12 protein-coding genes and 1 pseudogene are annotated in these 13,861 nt (G+C 61.6%); 10 read left to right on the top strand and 3 right to left on the bottom strand.

Translation table 11 applies throughout. From position 1 onward, the window contains the following. Window positions 1-424 precede the first annotated feature (424 nt). From BLR85_RS19680 to BLR85_RS19670, 3 genes are all read left to right on the top strand, one after another. Window positions 425-2,632, top strand: coding sequence for a malate synthase G (locus BLR85_RS19680; RefSeq protein ID WP_244520800.1), 2,208 nt, complete (start codon window positions 425-427; stop codon window positions 2,630-2,632). 214 nt (window positions 2,633-2,846) lie between these two features. Continuing rightward, the gene (locus BLR85_RS19675; RefSeq protein ID WP_093161177.1) at window positions 2,847-3,272 is read left to right on the top strand and encodes a GlcG/HbpS family heme-binding protein; all 426 of its coding nucleotides are present in this window, start codon (window positions 2,847-2,849) and stop codon (window positions 3,270-3,272) included. A 196-nt stretch (window positions 3,273-3,468) separates the two neighbouring features. Continuing rightward, entirely contained in the window at window positions 3,469-4,248 is a 780-nt protein-coding gene (locus BLR85_RS19670; RefSeq protein WP_093161174.1) for a gamma-glutamyl-gamma-aminobutyrate hydrolase family protein, read from the top strand. 25 nt (window positions 4,249-4,273) lie between these two features. Here the strand turns inward: BLR85_RS19670 and BLR85_RS19665 are convergent, their stop codons facing one another. Together BLR85_RS19665 and kynU are read right to left on the bottom strand one after the other, a co-directional pair. Continuing rightward, the gene (locus tag BLR85_RS19665; protein ID WP_093161169.1) at window positions 4,274-4,756 is read right to left on the bottom strand and encodes a GNAT family N-acetyltransferase; all 483 of its coding nucleotides are present in this window, start codon (window positions 4,754-4,756) and stop codon (window positions 4,274-4,276) included. Then, window positions 4,753-5,946 carry a kynureninase gene (kynU, locus tag BLR85_RS19660; RefSeq protein WP_093161166.1) on the bottom strand — a complete coding sequence of 398 codons (1,194 nt, stop codon included), beginning with the start codon at window positions 5,944-5,946 and terminating at the stop codon, window positions 4,753-4,755. Before kynU ends, BLR85_RS19665 begins: the two co-directional genes overlap by 4 nt. Window positions 5,947-6,090: 144 nt before the next feature. Here kynU and BLR85_RS19655 point away from each other — a divergent pair, with 144 nt between their 5' ends. From BLR85_RS19655 to BLR85_RS19625, 7 genes and pseudogenes are all read left to right on the top strand, one after another. After that, the gene (locus BLR85_RS19655; protein ID WP_139188471.1) at window positions 6,091-7,050 is read left to right on the top strand and encodes an MBL fold metallo-hydrolase; all 960 of its coding nucleotides are present in this window, start codon (window positions 6,091-6,093) and stop codon (window positions 7,048-7,050) included. Between the two features lie 266 nt (window positions 7,051-7,316). Next, window positions 7,317-7,772: a methyltransferase family protein gene (locus tag BLR85_RS19650; RefSeq protein WP_244520799.1), complete on the top strand. Its 456-nt coding sequence runs from the start codon at window positions 7,317-7,319 to the stop codon at window positions 7,770-7,772. Between the two features lie 124 nt (window positions 7,773-7,896). Further along, a complete protein-coding gene (locus tag BLR85_RS19645; protein ID WP_093161230.1) occupies window positions 7,897-9,471 on the top strand; it encodes a Re/Si-specific NAD(P)(+) transhydrogenase subunit alpha in 1,575 nt (524 codons plus the stop codon). Window positions 9,472-9,484: 13 nt separating this feature from the next. Continuing rightward, window positions 9,485-10,930 (top strand): NAD(P)(+) transhydrogenase (Re/Si-specific) subunit beta, encoded by a 1,446-nt coding sequence (locus tag BLR85_RS19640; RefSeq protein WP_093161163.1) that lies wholly within the window; start codon window positions 9,485-9,487, stop codon window positions 10,928-10,930. Between the two features lie 138 nt (window positions 10,931-11,068). After that, a complete protein-coding gene (locus BLR85_RS29600; RefSeq protein ID WP_212635115.1) occupies window positions 11,069-11,695 on the top strand; it encodes a hypothetical protein in 627 nt (208 codons plus the stop codon). A gap of 3 nt (window positions 11,696-11,698) precedes the next feature. Beyond that, a complete protein-coding gene (locus BLR85_RS19630) occupies window positions 11,699-12,931 on the top strand; it encodes an HlyD family secretion protein (RefSeq protein WP_093161160.1) in 1,233 nt (410 codons plus the stop codon). A gap of 333 nt (window positions 12,932-13,264) precedes the next feature. Continuing rightward, window positions 13,265-13,516 (top strand): annotated as a pseudogene (locus BLR85_RS19625) (transposase); the annotation flags it as partial. A 20-nt stretch (window positions 13,517-13,536) separates the two neighbouring features. On the opposite strand, the gene BLR85_RS19620 reads toward BLR85_RS19625, so the two are convergent. After that, the coding region (locus tag BLR85_RS19620) for an integrase core domain-containing protein (RefSeq protein WP_139188470.1) at window positions 13,537-13,861 on the bottom strand (325 nt) is incomplete at its 5' end.

Here is a 13,861-nt window from a genome sequence, read left to right as displayed (position 1 = left end):
TTGCGCTGTCCCGGTCTCGGCCGCTGCCCTGGGAACTGCGCGTGGATTGGACTGGGCCGGTCAATTTGGAACAACCCGGTGTGTGTTGCGCAACGGCAAGGTGATCGCCCGGCCTGACGAAAAAGTGCCTTCCATGGATGTATCGCTTTGCGACCGGTCAAGCTTGGCGGGTGCAGTGCCTGGGATCTTGTGTGGGTGCCTCGGAAGGGGTGTTTGATGCCGCTCCAAGGGGCTGAGGGAGGCAAATGCGCGGACCGTCAGGACAGGAAAAAGCTGCATCTTGAAAAAAATAATCTGCTGGCCTGCGAGATATTTGTAGGTAATCGGGTGCTTCGGCGGCTTAATCTTTCGCTGAAGATTGATGCGGACGACATTTCTGATAGGTTTTGCGCGAGAAGAGTTGCCAGGACAGTGGAGGAATGGCGTGGACGGATATGTCGGGCGAAGCGGGCTTCAAGTCGAAACCACTCTGGCGGAATTCATCGAAACGGAGGCGTTGCCCGGTACCGGGGTGGATGGGGAAACCTTTTGGGCAGGACTTGCACGGATGGTCGCCGAACATGGCCCACGTAACCGGAACCTTCTGGAAACCAGGGCCAAGATTCACCAACGCATCGATGCCTGGCATATTGCCAGCCGCGACCGCCCCGCGGACTGGGCGGCCTACTCGTCCTTCCTGAAGGACATCGGCTATCTCGTCGATGAGCCGGAACCGTTTCAATTGCAGACGGAGAATGTCGACCCTGAACTGGCGAGCATCGCAGGGCCGCAGCTTGTCGTGCCGATCACGAATGCGCGCTATGCGCTGAACGCGGCAAACGCGCGCTGGGGCAGCCTGTACGATGCACTTTACGGCACCGATGCGATTGGCTCGCTACCCGCGGGCGGCGGTTACGATGCGCAGCGCGGAGCCGCGGTGATCGCCTGGGCCAAGGCGCACCTGGACAAGGCGTTGCCGCTTGCTGCCGGGCGCTGGTCCGATGTGACCGGCTTCACCTTCGATGGCAGCATTCTCGGGCTGCGGCTAGGCGAGGGCTTCACCGCGCTTGAGACGCCGACCTGCTTCGCCGGCACGGTTATGAGCGAGGATGACGGAACACTGCACGAGGTGATTTTCCGGATCCATGGGCTGCATCTGCGGCTGGTGATCGACCCGGAGAGCCTGGTTGGACGGACCGATCCGGCGGGTATTTCCGACATGCTCGTCGAAGCGGCCATTTCGACCATCATGGACATGGAAGACAGCGTGGCCTGCGTTGACGGGCCGGACAAGGCGCTGGCCTATCGCAACTGGCTCGGCCTGATGAAGGGCGATCTGACGGCCGAGGTCTCCAAGGGAGGCAAGGCTTTCACGCGCGCGCTCAACAAGGATATCGACTTTACCCGGCCCGACGGGACACCGGCCCGCTTGCGGGGCCGCTCGCTCATGCTGGTACGCAATGTCGGGCACCTGATGACGACGCCGGCGGTTCTGACCGCGGATGGGGCCGAAATTGGCGAAGGCCTCCTCGATGCGCTGGTCTCGGTTGCCATCGCCCTGCACGACTTGCGTCGCGAGGGTGGACCGGTCAATGCGCCGGCCGGCTCGGGCTATGTCGTCAAGCCCAAGATGCACGGGGCTGAAGAGGTTGCCTTTGCCGATGACATCTTCACCATGGTCGAAGAGATCCTTGGCCTGCCCCGATACACCGTGAAGATCGGCATCATGGACGAGGAACGCCGGACATCGGCCAACCTCGCGGCCTGTATCGCGGCAGCAAAACACCGGGTCTGTTTCATCAATACGGGCTTCCTGGACCGGACGGGCGACGAGACCTCCACTTCGATGGAAGCCGGCGCCATGGTGCCGCGGGCGGAGATGAAGAACTCGGCCTGGCTGTCGGCCTACGAGGATCGCAATGTCGATATCGGGCTGGCCTGCGGGCTGAAGGGGCGGGCGCAGATCGGCAAGGGCATGTGGGCCATGCCCGACCGGATGGCCGACATGCTGGCGCAGAAGATCGCTCATCCGCAGGCCGGCGCTTCCTGTGCCTGGGTGCCCAGCCCGACGGCGGCAGTGCTGCATGCCACCCATTACCATATCGTGGACGTGGCGCGGCGGCAGAAGGAACTTGCCGAGGGCGCGGCGAACGGGCCGCGTGCCTCGCTCGAAAAACTACTGACAATTCCGCTTCTGGAGCGCGAGCTGAGCGATCAGGAGATCGAGGACGAGCTGGAAAACTGCTGCCAGGGGATCCTCGGTTACGTGGTCCGCTGGGTCAATCACGGCGTGGGCTGCTCCAAGGTGCCGGACATCAACGATGTCGGCCTGATGGAGGACCGCGCAACCTGCCGGATTTCGAGCCAGGCGCTGGTGAACTGGATCCATCACGGCATTGTCGACGATGTGCGGGTGATGAACGCGATGCGCCGCATGGCGGTCAAGGTGGACGCACAGAATGCCGGCGATCCGGACTACCGGCCGATGGCGCCGGAATATGGCGGGCATGCCTTCCAGGCGGCCTGTGACCTGGTGTTCAACGATGGCAATTGGCCCTCGGGATATACCGAGCCGACGCTGCATTACCGTCGCCGCCAGGTGAAGGCGAAAGAAGCCCGCAAGCGCGCCAACGAACCCGCTCCGAAGGCGTAGTGCCTTCGCCGGTCTCCCGCTGTCCGCGCCCGCCGGTTGCGGCCTGCGGGAAACTGTTCGACCGGGCGCGCGCTTTGCGCGCGTGGCAGCTCCCCTTTTTCGCAGGTAAGCCAATGCGAAACTTCGCAGGAAAGCTGCGAATCGACGCCGGCAAAGCTGGAGCCAAGACCGCGAAACCGGTCGGATCCGGGCCGAAACACGGGAGTGGAGACAGATGGTCATTGATAACGAACTTGCGCGAAAGATCCTCCGCGCGGTCTTCGAGGAAGGTGCGCGTATGGGACTGCGTCCGATGACGGTTGTGGTTGCCGATGCGGGCGGACATCCGGTTGCGCTGGAACGGGCCGATGGCGCCAACCCGGGCGGCGTCGATATCGTGCGCAACAAGGCCTACGCCGCGGTGATGATGCGGTTGGGGGGCACACGGATGCGGGAGCTGTGCGAGGAGACCTCGTGGTTCTTGCCCTCGGCGCAGCAGGTCTGCGGCGGCAGGATCTTTCCCGTTCCGGGCGCCATCGTGATCCGGGATGCCGATGGGGTGTTGATTGGCGGTCTCGGTGTGACAGGCGACACGCCTGACAATGACGCCGCCGCGGGCAAGGCGGCGCTCGAACGCTTTGGCCTGGTGGCCGAGATCTGAGCCCATACATGTGGGATGGAAACAGTCTGAAATGGTGCGCTGGAAGGAAACTCGGCGCACCATTTTGCGTTTGGCTGCACAAATGGCGCCCCAAGCCTGTGCTGCGCGCGTGTGAATCTTTTTTCCTGCAAGGTGATGCTTTGTCTCCCGCGGATTAGCCGGTATCAGATGCGATAGGGCAATTTAGCGAGGAAACATGGCGCGCGCTGTCGTCGGCATTATCGGCAACCACTACCTGATCAACGACGAATACCCGACCCATGCCGGTGGCACGATGAATTCGGAGGCCGTGGCCGAGGTCTGTGGCGCCGTACCGATGGTCATCCCGGCCGATCCAAGATTCGTCACGGTGGAAGACCTGATGGAGGTGTGTGACGGGTTCTTGTTGACCGGCGGGCGCCCAAACGTTCACCCGGAGGAATATGGTGAGGCGGCCACGGAGGCGCATGGTGATTTCGACCGCGCGCGCGATGCGATCACGCTACCGCTGATCCGGGCCTGCGTGGAGCGGGGACAGCCTTTTCTGGGGGTGTGCCGGGGCTTCCAGGAGGTGAATGTCGCGATGGGCGGCACGCTTTACCCCGAAATCCGGGATTTGCCGGGGCGCATGAACCACCGCATGCCGCCGGACGGTACGCTGGAAGAGAAGTTCGCCCTGCGCCATATCGTGACGTTCAACGAGGGCGGGCAGTTCCACGGCCTCTACGGCACTCGGGAGGTTCTGACCAATACGCTGCACGGGCAAGGCATCAAGGAACCCGGCAAGCGGATCGTGATCGACGGCTACGCGCCCGACGGCACGCCCGAGGCGATCTATGTCGATGGGGCGCCGGGCTTTACCATGTCGGTGCAATGGCATCCGGAATATCGCGCGGCCCAGGATCCCGTGTCGCGCCCGCTATTCGAGGCTTTTGGCGCGGCGGTCTACGATTGGGCTGCGAGACGCCAGAAGCTGCCGGCCCACCAGTTCGGTTAGGGGGAGCCTCCTTCGAGACTTGCCGCTACGATCTCTTTGGACCGCGCTGCCAGGCCATTTTCCAGCGTTTCAGCGCAACTCCGTGACGGAGCGTGGTTTCACCCTCGGTCACCCGCCAGCCACGTTTTTCCAGAAAAGAGCGGGCCAGGTGGCTGGCATCGGTGGTCAGGCTGGCCAGATCATGCGCCTCGGCCCAATCCACCAGCCGCTCATAAAGCGCGCCCGCCAACCCATCTGGCCGCGCTTCCGGGCGGACAAAGAAAAAGTCGAGGTGCCCGTTTTCCGTGACGGTCAGGAAGCCTTCGGCACGCTCGAACGACCAACCGATCCAGGTCCGGCCTGCCGCCAAGCGTGGGGGCAGCCAGTCCTCGACATCTTCGGTCGGCGCCCAGGCCTTGGCTTGTTCCGCGTTGTAATGTCGGCCTGTCCCGTTGCGCACCGCATCGACATAGACCGCCATGCAGGCGACCGCGTCCGCGGCCGAGCCGTCCCGTATCTGCCAGGTCACGTGATGATCGCCTTGACCTTGTATTCCGGGCGATCCCAGAGATCCCAGTTTATGATTTCGGCAAGGATCTCCACCGCGCGGTCCACATCCTCGGGGCCGATATAGAGCGGGGTGAAGCCGAAGCGCATGATGTCGGGCGCGCGGAAATCGCCGATCACGCCGCGCGCGATCAGCGCTTGCATGGCGGCGTAGCCCTCTTCGAAATGGAAGGAGACCTGGCTGCCGCGCTGCGCGGCATCCCGCGGCGAGGCCAGGCGAAGCTGCGGGCAGCTTTCTTCAACCCCGGCAATGAAGCGCTCGCAAAGTTCGATGGATCGGGCGCGAATGTCGTTCATGTCGACTTGCTCCCAGATGTCCAGCGCGGCTTCCAGCGCGGCGAGTTGCAACACCGGCGGGGTGCCGACGCGCATGCGGACGACTTCGGTGGCCGGGCGGTAGTCCTGCTCGAAGGCAAAGGGTGCGTCGTGCCCTTGCCAGCCTTGCAGCGCGGTGCAGGCGCGGCCAGCATGTTCGGGCGCGACATAGATAAAGGCCGGGGCGCCGGGGCCGGCATTGATGTATTTATAGGTACAGCCGGCGGCGAAATCGGCGCCGCATCCTGCCAGATCCACCGGCAGGGCGCCGAAAGAATGCGCAAGATCCCAAACGGTTATCGCGCCAACTTCATGTGCTTTCGCGGTCAGGACCTTCATGTCGTGACGCCGCCCGGTGCGGTAATCCACTTCCGTCAGCATCAGCACGGCGACCTCGTCGGTGATATGCTCCGCGACGTCTTCGGGGGCGACAGTCTTCAATCGCGTGCCATTGCCCAAGGTGTGTGCCAGCCCCTGCGCCATGTAGAGGTCGGAAGGGAAATTGCCGGTATCGGACAGGATCACCCGCCGGTCGGGGCGCAGGGCGAGCGCGGCGGCCAGCGCCTGGTAGATCTTGATCGACAGCGTGTCGCCTACCACGACATGCCCCGCTTCGGCGCCGATCATTGCCGCGATCCGGTCGCCGAGACGTTCCGGCGCCAAGTGCCAGCCCGCGCCAACCCAACCGCCGATCAACTGGTCGCGCCACTCGGGCTCCATCACCTGTTGCACACGGGCGGGCGTGGCCTTGGGCATCGGTCCGAGCGAGTTTCCGTCGAGATAGATCACACCCTCGGGCAAGTGGAACTGGTCTCTGGTCCAGGCGAAATCGGTCATTGTCAGGCTCCGTTGGTCTTGATGCCGGTTTGGCAGAACCGCGCGGCGGAGGCCAGAGCGGAAGCCTTCGGGACTGAACTGCAACAGGAATTGTCTGGACTTTGCATTCCGATATCGGAATATGTGCAGCCGGGAGGACTATTCATGTACAGCATTTCACCGATCACAATGGCCTTGGCGCTCGCCGCTGCACCCCTTGCCGTGTGGGCGAGCGAAGACATCACCGATCAGTACCCGCAATGCCCGCTTTATTCAAAACCGTACGAAGTCATTCCCGGCGTCTGGTCCGCGATCGGTGCCACGGCGCCGCCGACATATGAAAACTCCGGCCATAACAACAACCTGAGTTTCATAGTGACCTCTGAAGGGGTGGTCGTGATCAACGGTGGCGCGGCCGCGATTCTGGCCGAAGCGCTGCATTACGAGAACAAGGCGGTGACGGATCAGCCGGTGAAACTGGTCATCAACGAGAACGGGCAGGGCCACGCGGTTCTGGGCAATTCCTACTGGGCGGCGCAAGGCGTTCCGATTCTCGGCCATGTCGATGCGGCACACGAGGTCGAGGAATACGGCCAGCAGATTCTCGACGGCATGGTCGGCTACAGCAAGGACAAGGCCGAGGGCACCGAGATCCAGGGACCGACCATCACCTTCGAGGACAGCTACGACGCCTCGATGGGCGACACGAAGATCGAGGTTCTGCATCTCGGTCCGGCGCATGGGCCTGGCGATACGCAGGTCTGGTTGCCCGAGAAGGGGCTGGTGATAGCAGGCGATATCGCCTTTCACGAGCGGATGTTGCCGATCTTCGCGGACACGATCACCAGCGCGTGGATCGAGACCTGGGAGAACGAGTTCGAACCTCTGAACGCGACCTATGTCATCCCGGGCCACGGCCATCCGACCAATATGGACCAGGTGCGCCGCTACACGCATGACTACCTTGTGCATCTGCGCGGCAAGATTGCTGAACATCTCGAAAATGGCGGCGACCTCGCGGATGCCTACTACGTCGATCAGGAGGCGTATCGAAACCTGGATACCTTCGAGGAACTTGCAACAAAAAACGCCGGACGAGTCTATGAGGAGATGGAGTTCGAATAGGTCCAGGCTCGAACAGGCTGAACGGCTTGGGGGTTTCACCCCCGAACCCCCAGGATATTTGGAGACAGAAGAAGTCAGGTATCTGCCAGACTTCTTCTGACGGGAAATATCCCAGGGGAGCGCCCGAAGGCGCGGGGGCAGCGCCTCCTTCAACCGTTGAATTGGCGCAAAACGGGCGTGCAAGAGAGACGTTCTGCCGCTTGCGGCTGGCAATGGTATCGCTATCATACGCCAAATCCTGATTTCCGAGGGCAGATATGCCGTTCATGTCAAAACTGAAATGGATAGATCTGCCGCCGCTCTGGCTGCTGCTTTTCCTCGCGTTGGCATGGGTGCAGGCGACCCGGATGCCTTTAGCTCCGATAGATCACCCGGTCACGGACATGCTCGCAGGGATGCTGATCGGGGGCGGGTTGCTGATGATGGCAGTGGCCGTGGTCCAGATGCGCCAGCACCACACGACATTCGTACCGCACAAACATGCCAGCTTCCTGGTGACCAACGGTGTGTTCTCGTATTCGCGCAACCCGATCTATCTCGGCGATGCGATGGTTCTGCTGGGCTGTGTCCTGCATTGGTCTGCCTGGCCGAGCCTGGTTCTGGTGCCGCTTTTCATGTGGGTCATCACCGATCGCTTCATCCACGAGGAAGAATCGTGGCTCAAAGAGGATTTTGGCCCGGAATTCGAACAATGGTCGCGCAAGACACGGCGTTGGTTGTGAGCATAACGCCGCGTCCTGCCGATTGGGCTGGAAAAGGTACATACGAGGTGCGATGAGGGCCTCGGAGAACGCCAAGTGCGGTCCGGCTGAGGCCGGGCTGCATCCGAACGAAAGGGACGGAGACGTGAAGATAGGTTCCCCGCGGGAGGTATTCCCGGGAGAGTCACGTGTCGCGATGACACCTGACTCTGCCAAGCAGCTTCAAAAGCTTGGGTATGATTGCGTGATCGAGAGTGGTGCAGGGATCGCCGCCGGGTTCTCGGACGCGCTTTATGCAGAGGCAGGTGTCGAGGTCGTGAACAGCGCGGAGGAATTGTTTGCCTCCAGCGACATCATCGCCAAGGTGCGCCCGCCCGAGGAGTCCGAGATCGGCCTGCTCTCTGCGGACAAGACACTGATTTCCTTCTTCTATCCAGCCTCGAACGAGCCGCTGATGGAAGCCGCCAAGCAAAAGGGCGCGAGCGTCATCGCGATGGACATGGTGCCGCGGATCTCCCGCGCACAGAAGATGGACGCGCTCAGTTCCATGGCCAATATCGCCGGCTATCGTGCGGTGATCGAGGCGGGCAACAATTTCGGTCGTTTCTTCACCGGCCAGGTGACCGCCGCGGGCAAGGTGCCGCCGGCCAAGGTTCTGGTCGTGGGGGCCGGCGTGGCCGGTCTGGCCGCGATCGGGACGTCTACTTCGCTCGGCGCGATTACCTATGCTTTCGATGTGCGTCCCGAAGTGGCCGAACAGATCGAATCCATGGGTGCCGAATTCGTCTATCTCGAGTTTGACGAGGAGCAGACGGACGGAGCCGCAACGGGCGGCTATGCCGCGCCGTCGAGCCCCGAGTTCCGCGAAGCGCAGCTGGCCAAGTTCCGCGAGCTTGCCCCGGAGGTTGACATTGTCATCACCACCGCGCTGATCCCGAACCGGGATGCACCGGTGCTCTGGACCAAGGACATGGTCGAGATGATGAAGCCTGGCTCCGTCATCGTCGATCTCGCCGCCGAGCGCGGTGGCAACTGCGAGCTGACCGTCAAGGACGAGAAGATCGTCACCGAAAATGGCGTGACCATTGTCGGCTACACGGACTTCCCGAGCCGCATGGCCGCGCAATCCTCGACGCTCTATGCCACGAATATCCGCCACATGATGACGGACCTGACGCCCGAGAAGGACGGCAAGGTCAATCATAACATGGAAGATGACGTGATCCGCGGGGCCACGATCACCCATGAGGGTGCGATCACCTTCCCGCCACCACCGCCCAAGATCCAGGCGATCGCGGCGGCCAAGCCGAAAGAGCCGGTAAAAGAGCTGACCCGCGAGGAGAAGCTGGCCATCGAGCGGGAGGAATTCCGCAAGCAGACGCGCAGCCAGGCGATCCTGATCGGCGTCAGTGCGGCGCTGCTTCTGCTGGTGGGGGCCTACGCGCCGGCGAGCTTCATGCAGCACTTCATCGTCTTCGTGCTGGCCGTCTTCGTCGGCTTCCAGGTGATCTGGAACGTCGCGCATTCGCTGCACACGCCGCTCATGGCGGTGACCAACGCGATCTCCTCGATCATCATCGTCGGTGCTCTGATGCAGATCGGATCGGGGTCCTTCCTCGTCATCCTGCTGGCGTCGTTGTCGGTCTTCATGGCCGGTATCAACATCTTCGGCGGTTTCCTCGTCACCCGGCGCATGCTCGCCATGTTCCAGAAATCCTAAGGAGGGCGAGACAATGGAAGGCTTTACCACTGCCGCCTATATCGTCGCGGCTGTCCTCTTCATCCTGTCTTTGGGTGGACTTTCTGGCCAGGAGAGTGCCAAGCGCGCCGTCTGGTACGGCATCGTGGGCATGGCGCTGGCCGTGTTCGCCACGCTGATCGGCCCGGGCTCCGGCCTGTGGCTTCTCTCGCTGGTTCTGATCGCCGGTGGCGGTGCCATCGGTGTCGTGGTCGCCAAGCGCGTCCAGATGACCGAGATGCCGCAACTCGTTGCCGCCATGCACAGCCTCGTCGGTCTCGCGGCTGTCTTCGTGGGTTTCAATGCCCATTTCGAGCTTGGCCGGGTGCTCAAGCTTGACGAAGCCGCGCGGCACGATCTGGACGGCTTCGCCGCCGCCCTCGTGCGCAAGCTTGAAAGCGTCGATGCGGTCGCGTTGATCAACATCCTGAAGGTCGAATTGTTCCTCGGCATCTTCATCGGTGCGATCACCTTCACCGGCTCCGTCATCGCCTTCGGCAAGCTCGCCGGCTCCATCGACGGCAAGCCCAAGCAGCTCCCCGGCGGTCACCTGCTGAACGCGGCGGCGGCGATCATCTCGCTCGTCTGTCTCGTCTGGTACTTCAACACCGGCGGTTTCTTCCCGCTCTTCCTGATGACGCTGGCCGCGCTCTTCATCGGCTACCACCTCATCATGGGTATCGGCGGCGCCGACATGCCCGTCGTGGTGTCGATGCTGAACAGCTACTCGGGCTGGGCCGCGGCGGCCATCGGCTTCTCGCTCGGCAATGACCTGCTTATCGTGACCGGTGCCCTCGTGGGTTCCTCGGGTGCGATCCTCAGCTACATCATGTGCAAGGCGATGAACCGGCATTTCGTCTCGGTGATCCTCGGCGGCTTCGGCGGTTCGGGTGAACCGGCGATGGAAGTTACCGGCGAGCAGATTGCCATCGACGCCGATGGCGTGGCCTCTGCGTTGGAAGATGCCGACAGCGTTGTCATCATCCCGGGCTACGGCCTCGCCGTGGCACAGGCCCAGCAAAGTGTTGCCGAACTGACCCGCCGTCTGCGCGCCAAGGGCAAGGAGGTTCGCTTTGCGATCCACCCCGTCGCTGGTCGCCTGCCGGGTCACATGAACGTGCTGCTGGCCGAAGCCAAGGTGCCCTATGACATCGTGTTGGAGATGGATGAGATCAACGAGGACTTCCCGGAAACGGATGTCTCGATCGTCATTGGCTCCAACGACATCGTCAACCCGGCAGCCCAGGACGACCCCAACTCCCCGATCGCCGGTATGCCGGTGCTGGAAGTGTGGAAATCCAAGGTTGTCTTCGTCTCGAAGCGGGGCCAAGGCACGGGTTACTCGGGCATCGAGAACCCGCTCTTCTACAAGGACAATACGCGTATGTTCTTCGGCGATGCCAAGAAGAGCCTCGACGACCTGCTGACGCGGATCAACTGATCCAACCCGAAAAACGATCAGGAAAGGGCCGCCTCAGGGTGGCCCTTTTGCTATCGGATAGCGCGTTTCGGATGCTGGAAATGGGGGCGTTGCCCCCCGCGCTCCTGCGAGCGCTCCCCCCAGGATATTTGTAGAAAAATGATGGGCTTTGTCGCCTGGTATCATCTTTCTCAAAATATCCCCGCCGGAGGCACGATCCGCAGGATCGTTCCCGCCAACAGTCGAATGCCAGAGAAAAGGGCGTCCATTTCTGTTTCCCGAATTCCATTTTCGAAAGGTTTTGAGTCGCCCCGTTATTATGCGAGTATGGGCGATAATAATTACACAAATCAGGGGGATATGATGGCAGATACACATGGCTCCGAAGGAGCGCCCCATCTTCCATTCTACATGACTGCACCGGGCGATACCGACGTTCTGTATGTCGTTGTCGTCGTCTTTGTCATTCTTTTGATCCTTGGGTTGGGTTTGTTCTATTTCAAACTGCATGCCCTGCCGGAGCAGATGGCGCATCAGCGCGGCCGGACACATATGCAGATCGTCGCGATTCTCGCGCTGCTGGCGCTGTTCACCCATAACAACCTGTTCTGGATCGCCGCGCTGCTTCTGGCTTCCATCGAGTTTCCCGAGTACGAGCGCTATTTCGAAACGATCAGCCGTTCACTGGAAAAGATCGCAAACCGCGACCAAAAAGAGGCCGAATCCGCGGCGGCAGTGGATGTCGGGGAAAGTTCCGGCAGCGACTCCATGGCGCGGGAGGGATGATTGATGCTTGAACTCCTCCTCTGCTCGATGCTGACCATTCTTCCGGATTACCTCTATCGCCGCCATGTTCAGGGCAAACGGATCGGCGAGGAGATCACGTTTTTCACTGTCTGGTATGAGCTTCGTGTCGGTATCACGACCTGCATCATGTTGACGGTCACACTGATCACGATCGTTTTTTACTATCACCCCTCCACGACGGATGTGTCCTCCTTCTTCCGGACCGTGGCGATCAGCCCGGAGGGGATCGGCCGGGTGAAAGAGGTCCATGTCGCGAACAATGCCTCGGTGAAGGCGGGTGAGGTGATCTTCACGCTTGAGGACGATTCCCAGCAGGCGACTGTCCGGACGGCCGAGCAACGTATCGCCGAGGTGGAGGCCGAGTTCGTCACCGCCGAGGCGGAACTGGCCGCGGCACAGGGCGGTGTGAACCAGGCGCAGGGCGCACTGACACAGGCGGTCGAGGAATACGAGCTGCGCAAGAAGCTTCTCGACGAGGGGTCCGCCGCGACCAGCCCGCGCGAGGTGGAACGGCTCGGAAACACGGTCGACTCCCGTCGTGGCGGGGTCGAGGCCGCGCAGGCGCAGCTTGACGCGGTTCAAACCAAGATCGACGTTGCGCTTCCGGCCAAGCAGAGGACCGCGGAAGCCGCGCTCGAGGAAGCCAGGGCGGCGCTTGCCAAGACGATTGTCTATGCCCGGGTCGATGGAATCGTGCAGCAATTCGCACTGCAACCGGGCGATGTCGTGAATCCGGTGATGCGCTCCGCCGGTGTGCTCGTGCCGCCGCAGGTCTCCGACGGCTATTTCCAAGCGGGCTTCAACCAGATGGCGGGACAGGTGGTCCAGCCGGGGATGCTGGCGGAAATGACCTGTCTTTCCCTGCCATTTGTCATCGTTCCAATGCGGGTGAAGTCGGTCATGCCCTTCATTCCGGCCGGGCAGTTCAAGCCCTCCGACAACCTGATCGACATCCAGGACCGGGCACGTCCGGGCACGGTGCCGGTGCTGCTGGAGGAGATCTACCAGGGCTCCACCGACAGGATCCGGCCCGGCTCGAAATGTATCGTGAATGCCTACACGGTGAATCACGAAAAGCTGGCAAACGAAGATCTCGGTTTCTGGGAAGGGTTGTTCCTGCACATGGTCGACACGGTCGGGCTCGTGCATGCGTTGATCCTGCGTATCCAGGCCTTGTTGCTGCCAGTGAATACGCTGGTGCTCAGCGGGCACTGATGCGCGACCGCCACGAAAGGATCGCCGCCGGGCATGGCCCGTGCGGCGGGGCAGGGGCGCCGCTTCGCGGCGCCCCTGTCGCATTCCCAACGCTCGCAGGCGAGGGGGAAGGGGCGACTTTCGATAATGGCTGGAGACGGCATTTGCCGATTACGCCCTGCATTTTTGGCGCCATTAGGCGGGTGCGGTTTCGCCGCGTACCCGTCAAGGCGGTGGAACGAATTCCTTGTGTTTCGAAAAACCGCTGCTAACGTTAGGTAAGTTTATTTCGACCTTGTTGCACAAAGGACGCTTGGGAGTTCCTGCGTGAATCCAGTGTGGTAGCTGGCGGGGATAAGCATATCCTCAAAGACAATCTACAAGACTACGAACTGGCATGACTACAATCGGGCGCTGAGGCAGCGTGGGTCACTGACCGTCTGGTTCGATCCAGTGATGGTGTGGGAGGCATCACCATCCGGGAAGCGAGATCGGCAGCAGACCTACAGTAATGGGGCCATCCAGGCCTTCCTTGCGATCAAAGTCCTTTTTGGCATGGCGCTTCGTCAAGCCACAGGGTTCGTCGCGAGCCTGAGTAGCCTGATCTGACTGGTCCAGTTTGATTGTTAGTGCATGACCGGCCTTGGTTCCATCTGGATGATGGTTTCCGGTGCCGGTGGCCTGTAGCCCAATGCACTGTGAGGTCGCTTGGTGTTGTAGTGCTTTCTCCAACCTTCGATGATGATTTGGGCCTCCCTCAGTGAATAGAAGATTTCGCGGTTGAGCAGCTCGTCCCGCATCCGGGCGTTGAAGCTCTCGACGTAGCCGTTCTCCCAGGGTGACCCCGGTTCGATGAACGCTGTCTTGGCACCGACGGCCTCGATCCAGGCGCGAACGTCCTTGGCGACGAACTCTGGGCCGTTGTCACTACGAACGAATGCCGGTGGCCCG

The organism is Aliiruegeria lutimaris (assembly GCF_900099935.1).
GTDB classification, from domain to species: Bacteria; Pseudomonadota; Alphaproteobacteria; order Rhodobacterales; family Rhodobacteraceae; genus Tropicimonas; species Tropicimonas lutimaris.
This window is presented reverse-complemented; position numbering and strand designations above follow the sequence as displayed.

Coding starts and splice junctions, on each gene's coding strand:
- BLR85_RS19630 (WP_093161160.1), top strand. CDS start 11,699: ATGCTTGAACTCCTCCTCTGCTCGATGCTGACCATTCTTCCGGATTAC.
- BLR85_RS19640 (WP_093161163.1), top strand. CDS start 9,485: ATGGAAGGCTTTACCACTGCCGCCTATATCGTCGCGGCTGTCCTCTTC.
- kynU (WP_093161166.1), bottom strand. CDS start 5,946: ATGACCGATTTCGCCTGGACCAGAGACCAGTTCCACTTGCCCGAGGGT.
- BLR85_RS19650 (WP_244520799.1), top strand. CDS start 7,317: ATGTCAAAACTGAAATGGATAGATCTGCCGCCGCTCTGGCTGCTGCTT.
- BLR85_RS19670 (WP_093161174.1), top strand. CDS start 3,469: ATGGCGCGCGCTGTCGTCGGCATTATCGGCAACCACTACCTGATCAAC.
- BLR85_RS29600 (WP_212635115.1), top strand. CDS start 11,069: ATGATGGGCTTTGTCGCCTGGTATCATCTTTCTCAAAATATCCCCGCC.
- BLR85_RS19655 (WP_139188471.1), top strand. CDS start 6,091: ATGTACAGCATTTCACCGATCACAATGGCCTTGGCGCTCGCCGCTGCA.
- BLR85_RS19675 (WP_093161177.1), top strand. CDS start 2,847: ATGGTCATTGATAACGAACTTGCGCGAAAGATCCTCCGCGCGGTCTTC.